General features: G+C 76.0%; 14 protein-coding genes. 4 read left to right on the top strand and 10 right to left on the bottom strand.

What is annotated here, in order from left to right; all coding sequences use genetic code 11:
* Window positions 1-22: 22 nt before the first annotated feature.
* From iolD to BIV57_RS17520, 6 genes are all read right to left on the bottom strand, one after another.
* On the bottom strand, window positions 23-1,918 hold the full coding sequence (gene iolD, locus BIV57_RS17545) for a 3D-(3,5/4)-trihydroxycyclohexane-1,2-dione acylhydrolase (decyclizing) (RefSeq protein WP_071657779.1): 1,896 nt from the start codon (window positions 1,916-1,918) through the stop codon (window positions 23-25).
* A gap of 22 nt (window positions 1,919-1,940) precedes the next feature.
* Window positions 1,941-2,834, bottom strand: a complete 894-nt coding sequence (iolB, locus tag BIV57_RS17540) for a 5-deoxy-glucuronate isomerase (RefSeq protein ID WP_071657778.1) — start codon at window positions 2,832-2,834, stop codon at window positions 1,941-1,943.
* Between the two features lie 15 nt (window positions 2,835-2,849).
* A complete protein-coding gene (locus BIV57_RS17535; RefSeq protein ID WP_071657784.1) occupies window positions 2,850-3,749 on the bottom strand; it encodes a Cgl0159 family (beta/alpha)8-fold protein in 900 nt (299 codons plus the stop codon).
* Between the two features lie 38 nt (window positions 3,750-3,787).
* Window positions 3,788-4,756 (bottom strand): 5-dehydro-2-deoxygluconokinase, encoded by a 969-nt coding sequence (gene iolC, locus BIV57_RS17530; protein WP_071657777.1) that lies wholly within the window; start codon window positions 4,754-4,756, stop codon window positions 3,788-3,790.
* Window positions 4,753-5,652 (bottom strand): TIM barrel protein, encoded by a 900-nt coding sequence (locus BIV57_RS17525; RefSeq protein ID WP_071657776.1) that lies wholly within the window; start codon window positions 5,650-5,652, stop codon window positions 4,753-4,755. The genes iolC and BIV57_RS17525 overlap by 4 nt, the downstream gene beginning before the upstream one ends.
* A gap of 130 nt (window positions 5,653-5,782) precedes the next feature.
* The gene (locus BIV57_RS17520) at window positions 5,783-6,820 is read right to left on the bottom strand and encodes a Gfo/Idh/MocA family protein (protein ID WP_071657783.1); all 1,038 of its coding nucleotides are present in this window, start codon (window positions 6,818-6,820) and stop codon (window positions 5,783-5,785) included.
* 141 nt (window positions 6,821-6,961) lie between these two features.
* On the opposite strand from BIV57_RS17520, the gene BIV57_RS17515 reads away from it, so the two are divergent.
* A complete protein-coding gene (locus BIV57_RS17515) occupies window positions 6,962-7,747 on the top strand; it encodes a GntR family transcriptional regulator (protein WP_245797780.1) in 786 nt (261 codons plus the stop codon).
* Between the two features lie 54 nt (window positions 7,748-7,801).
* On the opposite strand, the gene BIV57_RS17510 is transcribed toward BIV57_RS17515, so the two are convergent.
* The 3 genes from BIV57_RS17510 to BIV57_RS17500 form a co-directional block, all read right to left on the bottom strand.
* Window positions 7,802-8,725: a site-specific integrase gene (locus tag BIV57_RS17510; protein ID WP_071657775.1), complete on the bottom strand. Its 924-nt coding sequence runs from the start codon at window positions 8,723-8,725 to the stop codon at window positions 7,802-7,804.
* Window positions 8,726-9,418: 693 nt separating this feature from the next.
* A complete protein-coding gene (locus tag BIV57_RS17505; RefSeq protein WP_071657774.1) occupies window positions 9,419-10,321 on the bottom strand; it encodes a TIGR01777 family oxidoreductase in 903 nt (300 codons plus the stop codon).
* A gap of 12 nt (window positions 10,322-10,333) precedes the next feature.
* Entirely contained in the window at window positions 10,334-11,818 is a 1,485-nt protein-coding gene (locus BIV57_RS17500; RefSeq protein WP_071657773.1) for an MDR family MFS transporter, read from the bottom strand.
* Window positions 11,819-11,988: 170 nt separating this feature from the next.
* Between BIV57_RS17500 and BIV57_RS17495 the strand changes: the two genes are divergently transcribed.
* Together BIV57_RS17495 and BIV57_RS24665 are read left to right on the top strand one after the other, a co-directional pair.
* The gene (locus BIV57_RS17495; RefSeq protein WP_071657781.1) at window positions 11,989-13,734 is read left to right on the top strand and encodes an NAD+ synthase; all 1,746 of its coding nucleotides are present in this window, start codon (window positions 11,989-11,991) and stop codon (window positions 13,732-13,734) included.
* Entirely contained in the window at window positions 13,731-14,375 is a 645-nt protein-coding gene (locus BIV57_RS24665) for a hypothetical protein (protein WP_071657772.1), read from the top strand. The genes BIV57_RS17495 and BIV57_RS24665 overlap by 4 nt, the downstream gene beginning before the upstream one ends.
* A 20-nt stretch (window positions 14,376-14,395) precedes the next feature.
* Here BIV57_RS24665 and BIV57_RS17485 read toward each other — a convergent pair whose 3' ends face one another.
* A complete protein-coding gene (locus BIV57_RS17485) occupies window positions 14,396-15,379 on the bottom strand; it encodes an endonuclease/exonuclease/phosphatase family protein (protein WP_419185726.1) in 984 nt (327 codons plus the stop codon).
* Window positions 15,380-15,579: 200 nt separating this feature from the next.
* On the opposite strand from BIV57_RS17485, the gene BIV57_RS25285 reads away from it, so the two are divergent.
* Window positions 15,580-18,741, top strand: a complete 3,162-nt coding sequence (locus BIV57_RS25285; RefSeq protein WP_071657771.1) for a hypothetical protein — start codon at window positions 15,580-15,582, stop codon at window positions 18,739-18,741.
* Window positions 18,742-19,132: the final 391 nt, after the last annotated feature.

Genomic DNA, 19,132 nt, shown 5'->3' with positions numbered 1-19,132 from the left:
TGGGTGGGGTGCGGGTGGGGGGTCAGAGGTGGCGGCGTTGGGTGGGTTTGTGGGACTCGTAGGTCTTGCGGGCGGCTTGGGTTTCGGGGGTTTCGGAGGTTTCCGCGACCGGGACGTCCCACCAGGCCTCGGCCGCGGGCGCGGCGCCGGCGTCGCCGGGGGCCGCCGCGGGGGCGACCTCGACGTGGACCGCCGACGGAGTCGGCCACGCGCGGGCCGCGGCGAGGGCCTCCGCGGCCTCGGCGGCGGTCGACGCGCGCCAGACCTTCACGCCCAGGGACTCCGCGTTGGCCGCGAGGTCGACCGGCAGCGGGCCGCCGGTGAAGCGGCCGTCCGCGTCGTCGCGGTAGCGGTACGCCGTCCCGAAGCGCCGCGCGCCGACCTGCTCGGAGAGGCCGCCGATGGAGGCGTAGCCGTGGTTCTGCACGAGCACGTAGGTGACGGGCACGCCCTCCTGGACCGCCGTCACGATCTCGCCCGGGTTCATCAGGTAGGTGCCGTCGCCGACCAGGGCGAAGACATGGCGGTCCGGCAGCGCGACGGCCGCGCCCAGCGCCGCGGGGATCTCGTAGCCCATGCAGGAGAAGCCGTACTCCACGTGGTACTGCAGGCGGTCGCGGGCCGTCCAGGTGCGGTGCAGGTCGCCCGGCGCCGAGCCGGCCGCGTTGATGACGACGTCCGTGTCGGCCATCGCTTCCTCAAGCAGGCCGAGGAGTTGGGCCTGGGTGGGGCGGGCGTCCCGGGAGGGGATGAGGTGGGCGCGGTCGACGACCTGCTGCCAGGCCGTGCGGTCGGCCTCCGCCCGCGCCGTCCACGCCGCGTCCGCGGTCCAGCCGGCCTCGGCGGTGGCGTCGCGCAGCCGCGCCAGCGCCGTCCGCGCGTCGGCGACCAGCGGCTCGGCGGCGAGCTTGGCGGCGTCGAACGCCGCCACGTTGATGCCGAGGAACGCCACGTCCGGGTTGGCGAAGAGCGTCGAGGACGCGGTGGTGAAGTCGGAGAGCCGGGTGCCGACCGCGATCACCAGGTCGGCCTCGCGGGCCGCCCGGTCGGCGGCCGCCGTGCCGGTGTGCCCGACGCCGCCCAGGTTGAGCCGGTGGCGGCCGTCGATGGCGCCCTTGCCGGCCTGCGTCTCGACCACCGGGGTGCCGGTGGCCTCGGCGAACGCGGTCAGCTCGGCCTCGGCGCCGCTGTAGTGGACGCCGCCGCCGGCGACGATCACCGGGCGGCGGGCGGACGTCAGCAGCCGGGCGGCGGCGGCGAGTTCGGCCTCGTCCGGGGCGGGGCGCCGGATGTGCCAGGTGCGCTCCCGGAAGAACTCCACCGGCCAGTCGAACGCCTCGGCCTGCACGTCCTGCGGCAGGGCGAGGGTGACGGCGCCGGTCTCCACCGGGTCGGTGAGCACCCGCATCGCCTGCGGCGCCGCGGTGAGCAGCATCTCCGGCCGCCAGATGCGGTCGAAGAAGCGGGAGACGGGCCGCAGCGTGTCGTTGACCGTGGTGTCGGCGGTGTGCGGGAGTTCGAGCTGCTGCAGGACCGGGTCGGCGACGCGGGTGGCGAAGACGTCCCCGGGGAGCAGCAGGACGGGGAGCCGGTTGACGGTGGCGAGGGCGGCGCCGGTGACGAGGTTGGTGGCGCCGGGGCCGATGGAGGTGGTGACGGCCCAGGTGGAGGCGCGGTCGCTGGCGCGGGCGTAGGCGGTGGCGGCGTGCACCATCGCCTGCTCGTTCCGCCCCTGGAGGAACGGCATCTCGGCGGGGTCGGCCTGGTCGAGGGCCTGGCCGAGGCCGGCGACGTTGCCGTGCCCGAAGATGGCGAGGGTGCGCTCGACGAGGCGGCGGCGGGTGCCGTCGCGCTCGGTGTACTGGGCCGACAGGTAGCGGACGAGCGCTTGGGCGGTGGTGAGGCGAACGGTGGTCATCGGGTCTCCCAGGCAGGGACGTTCACGCCGAGGGCGTGGCGTACAGGGGCAGGCGGGTATCCGGGGCCTGGTCCGCCCAGGTCCGGCGGACCCATGCGTGGGCGGGGTCGTCGCAGATGTTCCAGGCGCGCTCGTCGCCCGGTCCGGCCATCACGTTGAGGTAGTACATGTGGTGGCCGGGCAGGGCCATGGACGGGCCGTGCCAGCCGTTGGGCATCAGCACCACGTCGCCGCCGCGCACCTCCTCCAGCAGGTCGGTGCCGCCCTCCCGGGACGGGTACACCCGCTGGTAGCCCAGGCCGGGGTGGTCGGCCGACGGCCCGTCGGCGAACTCGTAGTAGTAGACCTCCTCGAGCACCGACTCCTCGCCGGGGCGGTCCTCGTCGTGCTTGTGCGGCGGGAAGGAGGACCAGTTGCCGCCGGGGGTGATCACCTCGACGGCGATCAGGTTGTCGGCCTCGAAGACGCCGGCCGCGGCGAAGTTGTTGCACTGCCGGGTCGCCTGCCCGGCCCCGCGGATCTCGATCGGCACCCCGGACGCGGGCCCGTAGCGGGCCGGCAGCCGCCGCCGGCAGCGGGCGCCGGTGAGCGCGAACCGCCCGCCGTCGGCGCTGCTGATCCGCAGGCGTCCGTCCCGCGGGGCGTAGGCGAAGTCGCTGACGCCGTCGAAGACGCCGCGCCGGCCGGCGAGTTCGAAGCGGTGCTTGCCGCCGTCGCCGTCGACGATCTCGACGGTGCAGGAGCCGGCGAGCGGCAGCACGATCCACTCGCTCTCGCCGCAGTCGTGCTCGACGGTGCCGCCGGGCGGCAGCTGGGCGACGCGCAGCGAGGAGTACTCCCAGCCGGCGCGCGCCGGGTCGATGTCCACGGCCCAGTCGCCGCGGGCGGCGGTTCCGGAGGGCACGTAGCGGTCCATCGGAATCCTCAACTCCTAGCGGGGCAGCAGGGCGACGGCGGTGTCGACGGCCTTGGCGACGTCGTCGTCCGGGGGGAAGAGCATGGTGCGGCCCAGGGTGAGCCCCCGCACCTGGGGGATCTTCAGGGCGCGCGCCCAGGACGCGAGCATCGCCTCCGCGGCGGCCGGGTCGCCGCCGGCCGCGACCTCGCCGCCGAGCAGCAGGGTGGGCAGCGTGGTGGAGGCCATCATGCGCTCCATGTCGTCGACGACCGGGACCTTCAGCCAGGTGTGGGCGGAGGTCCGGCCGAGGCCCTGGGCGATGTTGTTGACCCGGATCTGGGCGTCCGCGGTGAGCACGTTGCGGACCCGGCCGGTGCGCGGGTCGCGCTGCGAGGCGAACGGCTCGACCAGGGCGATCAGCCGGCGCTCGGCGAGCTCGTCGACGGCGTGCGAGCAGCCGGTGAGGGTGCCGAGCGTGCCGGGGTCGTCGGGGTCGACGCGGAGCAGCATCTTGCCGCCGTCCAGGCCGGATTCGGCGATGCCGCGGGCGTCGTAGCCGGTGAAGCGGTCGTCCAGCTCGAAGGCGGCGCCGGGCAGCCCGCCGCGGTTCATCGAGCCGAGGACGAGCTTGCCGTCCAGCGCGCCGAGCAGGGTGAGGTCCTCGATGAGGTCGGCGGTGCCGAGGAAGCCGTCGACGCCCGGCCGGGCGAGCGCGGCGCAGCAGCGGGCGAGCAGCTCGTGCCGGTCGCCCATGGCGGTGGGGCGGTCGGCGCCGGCGGCGACGGCGCCGCGCGCCGGGTGGTCGGCGGCGAGGATGAAGAGCGGGCGGGCCAGGCCCTCCCGGTCGAAGCGCGGCCGGGCGGCGAGCGCGGTGCGGATCCGCTCGGGCTGGGCGGCGCGGATCCCGGAGATCTCGTCGAGGCGGGCGCGCAGCGGATCGCCGCCGGGCGGGATTGCGTTCGTCGGGGCGTTCACAGCGCGGCCTTCTCCTCGACCTCGGCGGTGGTGGGCATGGCGGAGGAGCAGGCGAGCCGGCCGGCGACGATGGCGCCGGCGGCGTTGGCGAAGCGGATGGTGCGCTCCAGCGGCCATCCGGCGAGCAGCCCGTGGCAGAGCGCCCCGCCGAACGCGTCGCCCGCGCCGAGGCCGTTGACCACCTCGACGGGCACCGGCGGCACGGTGACCGTCTCGTTCGCGGTGGCGGCGAGCACGCCCTTCGGGCCCTGCTTGACGACGGCCAGCTCGACGCCGAGGTCGAGGAGGGCGGCGGCGGCCTTCTCGGGGTCGCGGGTGCCGACGGCGGTCTCCACCTCGTCGAGGTTGCCGACCGCGACGGTGGCGTGGACGAGCGCCTCCCGGTAGTACGGGCGGGCGGTCTCCCGGCCGGCGCCGTCGCCGTCCGGCCAGAACATCGGCCGCCAGTCGAGGTCGAAGACGGTGGTGCCGGCCTTGGCGCGGTGCCGAAGGGCCGTCAGGGTGGCGGAGCGGCTGGGCTCCTCGCACAGGCCCGTCCCGGTCATCCAGTAGATGCGGGCGGCCCGGATGGCGTCCAGGTCCAGCTCCTCGGGGCGGATGACGAGGTCGGGCGCCTTGGGCTGCCGGTAGAAGTAGAGCGGGAAGTCGTCGGGCGGGAAGATCTCGCAGAAGGTGACGGGCGTCGGGTACTCCGGCACCTCGGTCACCCAGCGGTCGTCGACGTGGAACTCGCCGAGCGCGCGGTGGATCCAGCGGCCGAAGGGGTCTGCTCCGGTGCGGGAGACGACCGCGGTGCGGCGGCCGTGGCGGGCGACGGCGACGGCGACGTTGGTGGCGGTGCCGCCGAGGTACTTGCCGAAGGTGTCGACGTCCTCGAGGCCGACGCCGATCTGCAGGGGGTAGATGTCGACGCCCATCCGGCCCATGGTGATGACGTCGAACGGGGCTTCCGTGCTGCTGCTCATCGGGCCAGGTTCTCCAGGTGGTCGATGCAGGTGCGGACGTCGTCGATCGGGCCGGTGCCGGGGGCCGGCTCGGCGTCCAGCATCAGGTCCTGCTCCATGACGTACCAGCCGCGGTAGCCGGCCGCCTCCAGGGCGCGGACCAGGGCGGCGATGTCGACGTCGCCCTTGCCGAGCGGGCGGAAGAGGCCGGCGCGGACGGCGGCGGCGTAGGGGGTGCGTCCCTCGCGGACGTCGGCGGCCGCGGCGGCGTCCACGTCCTTGAGGTGGACGTGGCCGATCCGGGGGGCGGCGCGGCGGGCCAGCTCGACGGGGTCGGTGCCGCCGACGAGGAGGTGGCCGGTGTCCAGGCAGAGCGGGATGCTGCTGCCGTCGAGGACGAGGTCGACGTCGGCGGCGGTCTCGACCATGGTGCCGACGTGCGGGTGGAGGACGGCGGTGAGGCCGGCCTCGTCGGCGGCGCCGATCGCGCGGTCCAGGTTGGCGAGCAGGGCGGCCCGGGCCGGGGCGTCCAGCTCGGGGCGGGCGTCGTAGCCGTCCTGGCCGGTGGCGGCGGCGAGGACGAGGACGCCGCCGGGGGCGGCTGCGGCATCGATGGCGGAGGCGAAGGCCGCGGCGGTGGCGCGGACCTCGGGGATCGGGTCGTGGCCGGGGTCGTGCAGCACGGCGGGGACGAACCCGCCGATCGCCGTCAGGCCGCGGCCGGCCAGCAGCGCGGAGCGCGCGGCCGGATCGGCCGGGAGGAAGAAGTCCGGCCCGAACTCGGTGGCGGCGAGGCCGAGTTCGGCCATCTCCGCGAGGACGCGGGCGGGGTCCATCTGGTGGCCCCACCCGGGCACCTCGCACACCCCCCAGGAGATGGGCGCCCCGGCGATCCGGTCTCTGCTGATCAGGCTCATGCGGTTCCCCCTCGGGATCACGTTGCGGTTTCCGGTGCTTGCTGCCGCCGCCCCTTCGCCCCGGCACCCCGCCCGGACGCTTCGCGTCCGTCCGCGCGGGGGCCGGCGCAGGAGCCTTGCGGAACGCGGCTCAGTCGAGCCCGCCGAGGGCGGCGACCCGGTCGTGGATCTCGTCCAGCGTCACCGCGCGCCCCTCGGCGCGCGACAGTTCGGCCGCCTCCGCGACGAGCAGCGCCGCGAGCGCCTCCTCGCCGGCGCACGGGTTCTGCTGCCGCCCCGCCGCGACCTCGACGAACGTCGCCAGCTCGGCCCGGTAGGCGTCGTTGAAGCGGTCCAGGAACGTCTGGTACGGGTGCTCCGGGACGCCGGGGCCGTTCGGCTCGGCGGAGGTCATCGGCATCTGCGCGTCCAGGCCGACGCCGACCTGGTCGCGGGTGCCCGCGACCTCCATCCGGACGTCGTAGCCGGCCCCGTTGTAGCGGGTGGCGGTGGCCGTCGCCAGGGTGCCGTCGTCGAGGGTGAGGACGACCGCCGCGGTGTCGACGTCGCCGGCCTCGCGGAAGAAGTCGGCGCCGCGGTTGGCGCCCACCGCGTAGACGGAGGCGGCCTCGCGGCCGGTCACCCAGCGGATGACGTCGAAGTCGTGGATGAGGCAGTCGCGGTAGAGGCCGCCGGAGGTGGGGATGTACTCGGCGGGCGGCGGCGCGGCGTCCGAGGTGAGCGCGCGGACGGTGTGGACGGTGCCCAGCGAGCCGTCCCGCACCAGCTGCCGGGCGCGGGTGTAGCCGGCGTCGAAGCGGCGCTGGAAGCCCATCTGGAGCGTCGTCCCCGCGCGGCGCACCTCGCGCAGCGCGCCGAGCGTCGCCTCCAGGCCGAGGGCGACCGGCTTCTCGCAGTAGGCGGGCAGCCCGGCGCGGGCCGCGCGGACGATCAGCTCCTCGTGGGTGCTGGTGCTGGTGGCGATGGCGACGGCGTCCACCGCCCCCGGGGCGAACACCTCGTCGACGGAGGCCGCGGCGCGGGCCCTGCCGCCGATCTTCCCCGCGGCCGCGGCGGCGCGGTGCGGATCGGCGTCGCCGATCAGGACCTCGTCGACGGCGGGCAGGGCGGCCAGCGCCTCGGCGTGGAAGACGCCGATTCGCCCGGCACCGAGGAATCCGACTCGCATGGCGGCTCCGTTTCCGGTTTCGGAGGTGATCTGGGGCAACAGTTCCAGCACATCGGAGCGCCGACCCGGTGTCAAGTGTTTGTCCTGACATATTAAAGCCAGGACTTCCCGTCATCATGCGCTGCCGATAGGCTCGATGCCGTGCCCGGCCGAACCCAACCCCCCACCGCCCGCGCCGCCGTGGACCGCGCGCGGCTGAGTGTCGACCGCAACAGCCCCGTCCCGCTGTACTTCCAGGTGGCCCAGCAGCTGGAGGCGGCGATCGACAGCGGGAAGCTGGAGCACGGCAGCCTGCTCGGCAACGAGATCGACCTCGCGGACGCGCTGGGACTCTCCCGTCCCACCATGCGCCAGGCGATCCAGTCGCTGGTGGACAAGGGCCTGCTGGTGCGGCGCCGCGGCGTCGGCACGCAGGTGGTGCACACCCGGGTGCGGCGGCCGCTCGAACTGAGCAGCCTCTACGACGACTTGTCCGAGACCGGGCAGCGGCCGGGCACGGCGCTGCTCGGGCTGGAGCGCGAGCCGGCCGAGGGGCGGGTCGCGGAGGCGCTGGGCCTGCCGGTGGGCACCGAGGTGCTGCGGGTCGACCGGCTGCGGAGCGCGCAGGGCGCGCCGATCGCGCGGATGCGGAACCATCTGCCGCTGGAGGTCGTCGGCGAGGAGTCGGTGCGCGAGGCGCTGGAGTCGGGCGGGCTGTACGCGCTGCTGCGGGCGCGGGGGGTGCGGATGCACAGCGCGCGGCAGACGGTCGGCGCGCGGGCCGCGGACGCGGCGGAGGCGGCGCAGCTGGCGGAGGAGGAGGGGGCGCCGCTGCTGACCATGGAGCGGGTGACGTTCGACGAGCGCGGGCGGGCCGTCGAGTTCGGCTCGCACCTGTACCGGGCGTCACGCTACAGCTTCGAGTTCAGTCTGCTCGCGCGGGGCTGACCGCCCGCTCGCATCCGCGCGGCGGAGGCGCGCTTCCCTGCGGCCCCGCGCCGCTCACGAGGTCTTCGCGGCCGTGCGGCCGGCGAGGCGGAGGCGGGTGAACGTCCAGGGGCGGTCGTCGTCGGCGAGGGGTCGGGACGCGGCCGCGAGGAGGTCGGCGGCGCGGCGGACGCTGAGCCGGCCGCGGCCGGTGAGGGGGCAGCGGTCGTGCGCGGGCACCGCGGGATGCGCGCGGCGGTCCGTCAGGAAGGCGGGGCCGGACGGGCGTCCGGCGAGCAGCCAGGGCAGCACCTCGGCGCTGCGCGGGCCGTAGAGGCGGTAGACGCGGGTGCCGGGCTCGGCGTCCTCGTCGTCGTCGCACTGCGGCAGGCGGATCCGGCCGGCGCCCAGCTCGATGTCGGAGATGTCGAGGCCGAGGGCGGTGTCCGCGGTGATGTCGGTCTCGTACAGCAGCCGCCACAGGGCCTGCTCGCGGGCGTCGACCTGGACGGCGAAGAGCGCGCGGACCTGGTCGGGCGTCAGCGGCGGCGGGGCGCTGCCGGGTTCGGGGGTGCGCAGCCGCAGGCCGCCGACCGGGTCGGCGCTGATCCAGCGCTGGGCGCGCCACCAGGCGCAGGCGCTGCGCAGCACGGAGAGCTCGCGGTTGGCCGTCCGCACGCCGCAGGCGGCGACGCGCTCCTGGTAGGCGGAGGCGATCCGGACGTGCGCGGCGGGGTCGTCCAGGAGGGCGAGCGGGGCCATCGGGGGTACCGCGCCGCGGCGTTCGCGGCCGACCGGGGGGCGGCGGCCGACCACGGCCCAGCTCCAGGCGGCCAGGGATATCCGGTAGACGCGGCGGCTGCCGTCGCTGAGGCGCTCGCCGGGGCTGTCCGGACCGGTGAGGAAGCGGTCCACCGCCGCCCCGAACTCGACCGGCGGCCGTCCTGCCGCCGGGCCGGGATCGCGACCCGGATCCTGCTCCTGATGCGCGGTCGTCATGCCTGCCAACTCCCTGACTGAATGGTGCAGTAAATACTTCCCGCGGTAAATCCCGTACAGCAGCGTCAAGTTGGACCAACGAAGTTCAGCGTATCCGCCTCAACGCCAAGGCGAGGCTGCCGGGATGCGGCAACTTTCCGCGGTAAATGCGCTTGTGGCCAAGGGGCACCGCGGGTGCGGCGGCAGCCCGGAGCGGCCGGCCGGGGATGCGAGCTCGTGGCTCCTGCCCCGGTGACGGGGCTCTTCGCCTGTGCGGCGCCGAGAGGGTGGTGGCGCCCGGCGGCGCCGGCGTGGTGGCAGCGGCGCCGATCGTGCTCTGGGTTCGGCCCCATGAAAGCACGGGACAAGGACAATGCAGCGGCGAACCCGAGGTCAGCCAAGCGCGCAAGGCCGTCCGGGGCAATGTGTTCAGGCCGGATTCACATCCACCGCAGAGCCGGCGCCGCGGTCGTCGGGGGTGGTGCCGGCACGTCGTCCAATGCCGGCGATCGGCCTGCCGGGCGAAAGCCGCGGGCGGCGGGACCGCGGCGGTTTTCGGCCGGTGCGGCGGGCGCGGGCATCGGCGCCGGGACGGGACAAACCCTGCCGATCGCGGCACGGTGGTGGGACGATGGTCGGTCGACCGCCGGTCGGCCGGTCGTGCGGCCGGTCGTGCGGCCGGTCGCAGTGGTCGGTCAGTGGCCGGGCGGCCGGTCAGTCGGCCGCGAGGGCCCACTCCAGGGCCGAGCGGACGGTGCCGTCCGCGAAGCCGAAGCCGACGCGCTGCAGGACGCCGGGGACGACGCGCTCGCTGGCGAGCAGGTCCGAGGAGACCTCGCCGAGGACCGCGCGGAGCGCGAACGCCGGGGCGGCGGCGAGCGTCGGGCGGCCCAGCAGGCGGCCCAGCACGGCCGTCATCTCGCGGTTGGTCACCGGCTCCGGGCCGGTGACGTTCACCGGGCCGGAGACCTCCGCGTGCTCCAGCAGGAACCGCAGCGCCGCGACCTCGTCCCGCAGCGACACCCACGACCAGTACTGCATCCCCGACCCCAGCCGGCCGCCCAGCCCCGCCTTGAAGAGCGGCAGCAGCCGCTGGAACGCCCCGCCGTGCCGGGAGACCACGATGCCGCTGCGGGCCAGCACCACCCGCACCCCGGCCTTCTCCGCGGGGGCGGTCGCGGCCTCCCAGTCGACGCAGAGCCGGGAGAGGAAGCCGCTGCCCGCCGGGGCCGACTCGTCCAGGATCCGGGCGCCGTTGTCGCCGTACCAGCCGATCGCCGAGCCGTTGACGAGCACCGCGGCGCCCAGCTCGCCGGCCGCCCGGGCCAGCGTCGCCGTCCCGTCGATCCGGCTGTCGCGCAGCTGCTGCTTGTAGGACTCCGTCCAGCGGCGGCCGGCGATCGGCGCGCCGGCCAGGTTCACCACGCCGTCGATCCCGTCCAGCGCGTCCAGGTCGACCCAGCCGTCGGCGGGGCGCCACTCCGCCTCGGCGGTGCCGTCGCCCGCGGCCCGCGGGGCGCGCCGCACCAGCCGGGTGACGGTGTGTCCGTCCGCCAGCAGCGAGCGCACGAGCGCCGACCCGATCAACCCGGTGGAACCACTGACCGCGATGTGCATGCGCCCAGCATGTCAGGAACCGGCGGTCGGCACCGCCTCGCCGGGGACGTCCGAGGGAGCGTCAGCCGGCAGGCTGCGCCGGGAGCGCCGCTCCAGCGCCGCCACCCGCTCCCGGGAGAGCGTCGAGGCCGCGTCGGCGTCCCGCACCTTCAGGGCGATCAGCGCGCCCGCCACCGCGAGGCCCGCCGCCACCAGGAAGGCGGCGTGATAGGCCGTCAGGTTCGGCACCGGGCCGGCGGCCGTCGCCCGCACCGGCCCGATCGCCGCGATCACCGCGCCGGCCACCCCGGTGCCGGCCGCCATGCCCAGCTGCCGGCCCGCGTTGAAGAGCGTCGACGCCCGGCCCGTGCGCTCCTTGGGGATCCGCGCGAAGGCCGCCGTCTGGGAGGGCATGAAGAGGTTGGCCATGAACAGGCCCAGCACGAACATCGCGGCGCGCAGCAGCCACACATCGGTGCCCCGGTCGGCGAAGGAGAGCGCCACCAGCACCGCCGCCACCCCGAAGAGCCCGAACGCCATCATCCGGCTCGGCCCGACCCGCCCGTAGACCCGGGAGACCACCTGCGCGGAGAGCATGATGCCGATCGCCTCCGGCATGGTGGCGAGCCCGGCCTCCACCGCGTCGTAGCCGAACGCCTCCTGCAGCATCAGCGGGAAGGCGAAGAGCGTGCCGATGAACGCCGCCGAGCCCAGCAGGATCGCCAGGTTCGCGGTGCGGAAGAGCCGCTCGGCGTAGACCCGGACGTCCAGCAGCGGCTGCCGCACCCGCAGCTGATGCGCGATCAGCACCCCGATCAGCGCCAGCCCGCCCAGACCCAGCCCCAGGATCTGCGGCGACGCCCAGCCCCGCACCGAGCCCTCGCTCACCCCGTACATCAGCCCGGCGAAGCCCAGCGCCGCCATCACGAAGCCGGCCCCGTCGAAGCGGGTGGCGCCGCGCGGCGCGGTGTCCTTCAGGAACAGCACCCCGAAGAGCAGCACCAGCAGCCCGATCGGCAGGTTCACCAGGAACACCCAGCGCCAGCTGGCGTGGTCGACCAGCAGCCCGCCCACGATCGGGCCGCTGGCCGGGGCGATCGTCGTCGGGATCGTCAGGATCCGGGAGGCCCGCATCCGCTCCTGCTGGTCGAAGACGGTGAAGAGCATCGTCATGCCGACCGGCACCAGCGCGCCGCCGCCCAGGCCCTGCAGCACCCGCGCCGCGATCAGCTCGCCGAGGCTGCCCGCCGCCCCGCACAGCACCGAGGCGCCGGTGAAGACCGCGAGCGCGGTGAGCAGCACCCGCTTGGTGCCGAACCGCTCCCCCAGCCACCCGGACGCCGGTATGACGACCGCGACCGCCACGAGATAGCCCACCGAGACGGCGCTCATCTGCGCGGCCTCCTCGTGGAAGCTGCGCGCCATGGCCGGGAGGGCGACATTGACGATGGTGCCGTCCAGGATCGACACGAACATCGCGGCGGCGAACACCGCCGAGACGGCAACCTTCTGGTTCATACCTCTCCCCGGGCGCAAACGGCGGGCGAACTGCGGACGGCGGTCACAACCCGGCCCCGACCCCGCCGATTCCGCCCGCGACCACCAGGGCAAAAGGATAGGTCCAAGGTCCGACACGGGTCTGCGACCACGGTCCCGTACGGAACGCCCCGACGGCTACCCTCGTGACCGTGCCCCAACTCCGCCTCGCCCTCGCCCAGCTCGACCCCACGGTCGGCGACCTCGGCGGCAACGCGGCCCTCGTCGTCCGCGCCGCGCACCGGGCCGCCGCCCGCGGCGCCCACCTGCTGGCCACCCCCGAGCTCGCCCTCCCCGGCTACCCCGTCGAGGACCTCGCGCTGCGCCCCGCCTTCGTCGCCGCCTCCCGGCACGCCCTCACCGCCCTCGCCGCCCGCCTCGCCGACGAGGGCCTCGGCGGGCTCCCGGTCGCCGTCGGCTACCTGGGCCGCTCCGAGCACGACACCCGGCTGCCGCAGAACTGCGCCGCGGTGCTCCACGAGGGCCGCGTGGCGGTCCGCACCGCCAAGCACCACCTGCCCAACTACGGCGTCTTCGACGAGTTCCGCTACTTCGCGCCCGGCGAGGCGCTCGCCGTGGTCCGGGTGCACGGCGTCGACGTCGCCCTCGCCGTCTGCGAGGACCTGTGGCAGGACGGCGGCCCCGTGGTCGCCGCCCGCGAGGCCCGCGCCGGGCTGCTGCTCGCCCTCAACGCCTCCCCCTACGAGGCCGCCAAGGACGACACCCGGCTCGCGCTGTGCCGGCGCCGCGCCCGGGAGGCCGGCTGCGCCCTCGGCTACGTCAACCTGGTCGGCGGCCAGGACGAGCTGGTCTTCGACGGCGACTCGCTGGTCGTCGGCGCGGACGGCGAACTGCTCGCCCGCTCCCCGCAGTTCCACCAGGACCTGCTCGTCCTCGACCTCGACCTGCCGCGCGCCGCCGAGGACGCCCCCGAGCACGGCGCCCGCCTCGCCGACGGCCTGGTGCTGCGCCGCGCCGTCGTCTCCCCCGAGCCGCTGCCGCCGTACCAGCCGGAGCCGGCGCCCCGCGCCGAGGAGCGCTTCGACGACGACGCCGAGGTGTACGCCGCGCTGGTGCTGGGCCTCGGCGACTACTGCCGCAAGAACGGGGTGCGCACCGCGTTCGTGGCGCTCTCCGGCGGCATCGACTCCGCCCTCACCGCGGCGATCGCGGTGGACGCGCTGGGCGCCGCGAACGTGCACGGCGTCTCGCTGCCCAGCTCCTACTCCTCCGGGCACTCCCAGGACGACGCCGCCGAACTGGCCCGCCGCACCGGCCTGCACTACCGGACGATCGCCATCGCCCCGATGGTCGAGGCCTACCAGGAGGCGCTGAAGCTCACCGGCCTCGCCGAGGAGAACCTCCAGGCCCGGGTGCGGGGCACCGCCATGATGGGCCTGTCCAACGCCTCGCCCGGCAGCATCCTGCTGGCCACCGGCAACAAGTCGGAGCTGGCGGTGGGCTACTCCACCCTCTACGGGGACGCGGCCGGCGGCTACGCGCCCATCAAGGACGTCCCCAAGACGCAGGTGTGGCAGCTGTCGCGGTGGCGCAACGCGGAGGCCGCGCGGCGCGGCGAGCAGCCGCCGATCCCCGAGAACTCCATCACCAAGCCGCCCAGCGCCGAGCTGAGGCCCGATCAGCTGGACACCGACTCGCTGCCGGACTACCCGGTGCTCGACGGCATCCTGGACCGCTATGTGGAGCGCGACCAGGGGCGGGCCGAGATCGTCGCGGACGGCTACGACGCGGCGCTCGTCGACCGGGTGATCGCCCTGGTGGACGGCGCCGAGTACAAGCGGCGGCAGTACCCGCCGGGCACCAAGATCTCACTGAAGGCGTTCGGCCGGGACCGCCGGCTGCCGATCACCAACCGCTGGCGGGAGAACGGCGCATGAGCAGGGGAAAGGGCCGGCGCGGCGCGCGCCAGGGCGGAGCGGCCGGCGCGGACGGCGCGGACGGGGAGACCCGCGGGCCGGGGCCGCTGGCCGCGGTGCCGCGCGGCGCGCTGGTCGCGGCGAGCGCGGTGGTGGTGCTGGTCGGCGCCGGGGTGGTGGCGCTGCACGGCGGCTCCGGGGCTGGCTCCGGCTCCGGCTCCGGCGGGAAGTCGGCGGACGCGGCGGTCTCGCCGTCCTCGCACGGCGGCGGCGCGGTCGGGCCGGACGGCGGCGGCGGCACGAGCGGCGGGGGGTCGGCGTCGGCCGCCCCGTCGGGCGCGTCCGGCCCGTCCGCCGCGCCGAGCGCCACCGGCGGCTCATCGGGCGATGTGGCGGTCTCCTCCTGCACCGTCGACCCCGATCTGCACTGGGCGGACGCCAAGCTGGCGATCCGCAACGGCGGCCAAGTGGCCGCCGACTACTCGGCGCAGGTGGAGTTCCTCGGCTCGGACGGCTCCGTCCTGGACACCGGCTACGCCGCCCAGAACGGCGTCGCCGCCGGCTCCTCGGTCACCACCGACGCGCCCGGCAGCAAGGCGCTGCCCGCCTCGGCCGGCAAGGTGACCTGCCGGATCTCCCGGGTGGAGCGGGTCGGCAAGTAGCCGCAGGCGGCCGCGCTCCGTCAGACGTCGAGCGCGGCGGCGACCGGCAGATGGTCGCTGGTGGTCGCCGGCAGCGTCCAGGCGTGCACCGGGGTGACCCCGCGCACCAGGATGTGGTCGATCCGCGCCACCGGGAAGCCGCGCGGCCAGCTGAAGCCGAAGCCGAACCCGGCGGCGCCCTGCGCCGAGCGCAGATGCGCGGTGACGGGCGCCAGGCTGCGGTCGTTGGCGGTGCCGTTGAGGTCGCCCATCAGGATCACCCGGCTCAGCTTCTCCGCGGCCAGCGCGTCGCCCAGCGCCGCGATGGTGCGGTCCCGCTCGTCGGCGGTGAAGCCGGAGCGGTCCACCCGCACCGACGCCAGATGCGCCACGTACACCGCCAACCGGTGCCCGTGCGGGCCGCGGACCTGGGCCCGCAGCGCCCGCGTCCAGCCGATGTCGATGTTCACCGGGGTGACGCTCTCGATCGGGTACTTGCTGAAGAGCGCGACGGTGCCGCGGGCGGCCCGGTAGGGGTAGGCGCCGTCCAGCACGCCCTGGTAGGCGGCGAGCTTCTCGGACGGCACCTCCTCCAGCGCCACCAGGCCGGCGTGCGCGGCGAGCAGGTCGCGGGCGGTCGCGGCCGGGTTCGGGTTGGAGGCGTTGACGTTGTGGGTGACCACCGTCAGATCGGAGCTGCCGCCGCCCTTGCCGGGCACCAGCAGCCCGCCGAAGAGCGAGAGCCAGGCGATCGCCGGCAGCAGCAGTGCCACCCCGGCCGTCGCGGAGCGGCGCACCACCGCGCACACCGCCAGCACCACGATGAACACCCCGAACCACGGCAGCACGGTCTCCGCGAGGCTGCCGAGATTGCCCACCGCGTTGGGGATGTACCGGTGGAAGACGAGCAGCGCGGCGAGCAGCACCGCCAGCACGGCGAGCACCCGGCCGCGCGTCCACATGCTCCCGGTGCGGCCGGTGCGGTAGGTGGTGCTTCCGTCGCCGGTGCTGCGGGAGGTGCCCATGCCGCGCCTTTCCTGATTGCCCATCGTCTGCCGCGTTCTGCCGCGTTCTGCGGTGTCCTGCGGTGTTTGCCCTGAATCTGCTGCTCTGTTCACAGCCTAGGACGACTGCGGGAGCCCTTTGGGTTCCCCCGCCCGCTGTCCGCGCCCTGTGGTGGGATGTGGGACGACGTCATGGGGTACCGCGAACGGGGGAGTTCACCATGGGTACGGGAACCGGCGCCGACCAGGTGCTGAAGGTGCTGCTGGCGGCCGCCCCCGGGGAGGCGACGTCCGCGCTCCGGGCCCGGCTCGCGCCGAGCGGCGCCGCCTGGCCCGCCGCGGTGCCGCCGCACGAGGAGCCGGCCCCGCCGGCCGACGTCCACCGCCACCGGCCCGCCCGCACCCTGCCGCGCACCGCGGCCGGCCTGGCCGAGCTGGCGGCCCGTCACCTCGCCGATGCCGCCCCCGACCGCTGGCGGGCCCTGCACGACGCGCTGCCCGCGCACCGCGGCACCCTCCCCGAACTCCTCGAACTCCTCGACCGGCCGCCCGCGTCGGCGGCGGCCGGCGCGCCGCGGCGGGTCCCGGCCGGCGCGCTGGAGCTGCTCGGCGCCCTGCTCGACGCGGTGCCCGCGGAGCGCGCCGTCGCCGCGCTCCGGGCGCTGCCGGACGCCGCCGTCCGCGGGGTGCTCGCCCGGGGCGCCGGGCCGGGGCCAGCGCTCACCGCGGCCGTCGCGGCCGCCGGCGCCACCCGGGAGCGGATCGCGCTGGCCGAACATCCGCAGGTCGACCCCCGCGTCCTCAAACGGCTGGTGGCCGCGGCCGACCCGGAGGTCAACGCGTCCGTCTGGCTCAGCCGCCGCTCCACCTTCACGCTGCGCCGGGCGATCGCCGCCGCGCACCCCGAGGTGCCGTTCGCGCCCCGGCTGCGCGACCACGTGGTGGGCCGGGCGGCCGGCCACCGGGACCGCGCGCCGCTGCTCGCCACCACCGATCCCGAGCTGGCCGAGGACGGCATCCTCGCGGCCTCCCGGATCAGCGCCCAGGCCTGGTCGCTGGCCGGGCTCTGGGAGCGGCACGGGCCGGCCCCCGTCCGGGCGCTCGCCGAGCGGTGGCAGCACATGCCGGAGAGCCTGCGGGAGTGCCTCGACGGCTGCCTGGCCCGCGGCGACCGGGCGGCGCTGCTCGACCTCGTCGACGACTACGCCGACCCCGCGCACTTCGTCGACCGGCTGCAGCGGCTGCACAGCTCCCGGGCGCTGAAGGTGCACTTCGAGGAGCCGTTCGCCTACGACGGCGCGGTGCTCGCCGCCGGCCACCGGGCCGGCCCCTTCATGGGCCAGGTCGCCGCCGAGCTCTCCCGCCACGAGGAGCTGGACGACGAGCAGCGCGCGGTCTTCCGCAGCTGCCTCGTCAACGACCACTGGGACTTCCGCGGCGGCGCCTACAAGACCCGGGCGCTGGAGACGCCGGCCGAGCGGCTGGCCGCCGAGCCGCTGCCCGGCGCGGACTACTACCTCTGGGACGGCGTCGCGGCGTGGGCGCGGGCCGCGCACCGCGCCGGAATGCTGGCGGACGGCGAGCTGCTGCGGGTGGCCCGGCCGGCGGGCCCGGCGGCGGCGCTGCTCGCCGAGCTGGCGGACCGTCGGGGGCGGCTGCCCATGGAGGCGGCGGCGCCGATCGCCGCGCTGGTGGCGGAGCACCTCGCCGGGCATCCGGACGCCTGGGCGGTGCTGCTCTCCCTGGCCGGGACGTTCACGGGCACGCTCGCCGAGCTGATCGCCACGGCGGGCGCGGCGTCGGGGCCGCGGCCGGCGGGGGCGGCGGCGGTCGAGGCCGATCCGTCGGACGCCTCCGGGGCGGTCGCGGATCCGGACGCCCCGGAGCGGCCGCGCACGGCGGAGGAGGGCGCGGGCGTGGCCGCCGTCCAGGAGCTGCGCGATCTCGCCCCGGACGGCGACGGCGGGCCCCCGGAGGTGGCGCTGGACCGCGGCACGGCGGCCTATCTGGCGCGGACGCTGCGCACGGACCTGCCCGGCGCGGCCGTCCCCGACTGGCTCTCCGCCGCCTGCCGCGACGCCGGCCTGCCCGACCCGGCGGGCGACCGTCCCACCCCGGACGGCCGGGAGATGCTCACCGAGGCCGTAGGGGGCGGCCCGCTCAACGACGCCGCCGGCGCGCTCGGCTACCTCGCCGGGCTCTGCCCCGCCGACGAGCTGTGCCTGCTGCTGCCGCTGGACCGGATGCTGACGCCGACGCACGGCCACCTCCCCGCGCACCTGGTGGCCGCGCGCCGCCGGCTCGGCGACCGGGTGGCCGCGATGGCCGCGGACGCGCGGCGCGGCCGCGAGGAGGAGCTGAGCGCGGCCGCGGCGCTGCGGACGGTGGCGCTGACGCTCCATCGGCTGGGCCGCGACGGGCGGCTGTACGGGCTGCCGCGGACGGCCGACGAGCTGCCGTCGGAGGCGGGGGCCGAGTCGCGGTCGGGGTCGGGGTCGGGGTCGGAGGAGGGGATGCGGGCAGAGGCGGACGGCAAGGCGGTCCGGGCGCTGGTGGTGGACCTGCTGGCGCTCTGCCCGGCGCCGATCGCGGACGCGGTCGTCCCCGAGCTGTCGCCGGAGGAGCGGGTGGCGCTCGCCGAGCGGGTGGCGGCGTATGTTCCGGCGCCGCGCGCGGCATTGGCGGCGCTGCTGCGGGAGCCGGAGCCGGGCGTGGTGGAGGCGCTGGCCCGGCGGGCGGCGGGGATGGACGCCCGCAGCCGCGCGATGCTCATCGGCGCCCGGCGCCTTCCGCTCGCCAAGGCGCTGGCGCTCGCCCACGACTCGGCGCCGGAGCGGCATGTCCTCGACGGGCTCAGCGGGCGGGAGCCGGTGCGGCTCCAACTCGGCGCCGCGCTGCGGTTCCTGCTCGACGCCGGGCCGGAGGCGCTGGCCGCGCGGCTGGACACGGGACGGCTCCGTCCCACCGCGGTCGCCGCGTGCCGGGCCGCGCTGGACGCGGACGAACCTGCGCTGGCGCTGGCGACGCGGATGGCGCGCGAGTCGGTCCGCCCGCGGCGGACGTCCGCGCGGCGGCCGGAGGAGGTGGGCAGGTACTGCGTCCGCCTCGACGACGAGCTGGCGAGCGGGTTCCTGACGCCGCGCGAGGTGCTGGAGCGGGAGCCGGCGGGGCCGCTGCTGCAGTATCTGGGCACGGTGGCGCGGCGCGGGGATGCGCCGCAGGGGGCGGTGGAGCTGCGGGAGTTGGCGCGGGAGGCGGTGCGGCGGGCGCTGGCGGCGGACCCGGGGACGTGGCAGCGGGCGGTGCGGCGGCTGGCGCATCGGGATGCGGGGTGGCGCGCACGCGCGCGGGGCGCGTCGCTTGGGGATCTGCTCAAGCCTTAGGCGGTCACGGCTGAGTTTGGAGATGGGGGTACGGCCGCGCTGCACGTCACGGTTGTGCTCTGGTCACCCGCGCCCACACGGTGCAGCCCCGCGCGCCCCTTTGGTAGTTGCGGCTCGGCTACACGTCACGGTTGTGTTCTGGTCACTCGCGCAGTTCCCCGCGCCCCTCGTGTGGGCACGGCCGCTTCGCACGTCGCGGCTGCGTCTTGGAAACTCGCGCCCGCGCGGCGGAGCCGCAAATCCAATGCAGCCCCGCGCCCCTCGTGTCAGCACGGCCGCTTCGCACCCCACGGCCGAGTCTTGATCACCCGCGCCCGCGCGGCGGAGCCGCAAATCCAATGCAGCCCCGCGCCCCTCGTGTCAGCACAGCCGCTTCGCACCCCACGGCCGA

This window comes from Mangrovactinospora gilvigrisea, from assembly GCF_001879105.1.
GTDB lineage: Bacteria > Actinomycetota > Actinomycetes > Streptomycetales > Streptomycetaceae > Mangrovactinospora > Mangrovactinospora gilvigrisea.
Note: the sequence above shows the minus strand (reverse complement) of the source record. Positions and strands in the feature narration are given on the sequence as shown.

Coding starts and splice junctions, on each gene's coding strand:
- BIV57_RS17525 (WP_071657776.1), bottom strand. CDS start 5,652: ATGAGCCTGATCAGCAGAGACCGGATCGCCGGGGCGCCCATCTCCTGG.
- BIV57_RS17500 (WP_071657773.1), bottom strand. CDS start 11,818: ATGAACCAGAAGGTTGCCGTCTCGGCGGTGTTCGCCGCCGCGATGTTC.
- BIV57_RS17520 (WP_071657783.1), bottom strand. CDS start 6,820: ATGCGAGTCGGATTCCTCGGTGCCGGGCGAATCGGCGTCTTCCACGCC.
- iolC (WP_071657777.1), bottom strand. CDS start 4,756: ATGAGCAGCAGCACGGAAGCCCCGTTCGACGTCATCACCATGGGCCGG.
- BIV57_RS17505 (WP_071657774.1), bottom strand. CDS start 10,321: ATGCACATCGCGGTCAGTGGTTCCACCGGGTTGATCGGGTCGGCGCTC.
- BIV57_RS17510 (WP_071657775.1), bottom strand. CDS start 8,725: ATGACGACCGCGCATCAGGAGCAGGATCCGGGTCGCGATCCCGGCCCG.
- BIV57_RS24665 (WP_071657772.1), top strand. CDS start 13,731: ATGAGCAGGGGAAAGGGCCGGCGCGGCGCGCGCCAGGGCGGAGCGGCC.
- BIV57_RS25285 (WP_071657771.1), top strand. CDS start 15,580: ATGGGTACGGGAACCGGCGCCGACCAGGTGCTGAAGGTGCTGCTGGCG.
- iolD (WP_071657779.1), bottom strand. CDS start 1,918: ATGACCACCGTTCGCCTCACCACCGCCCAAGCGCTCGTCCGCTACCTG.
- BIV57_RS17485 (WP_419185726.1), bottom strand. CDS start 15,379: ATGGGCACCTCCCGCAGCACCGGCGACGGAAGCACCACCTACCGCACC.
- iolB (WP_071657778.1), bottom strand. CDS start 2,834: ATGGACCGCTACGTGCCCTCCGGAACCGCCGCCCGCGGCGACTGGGCC.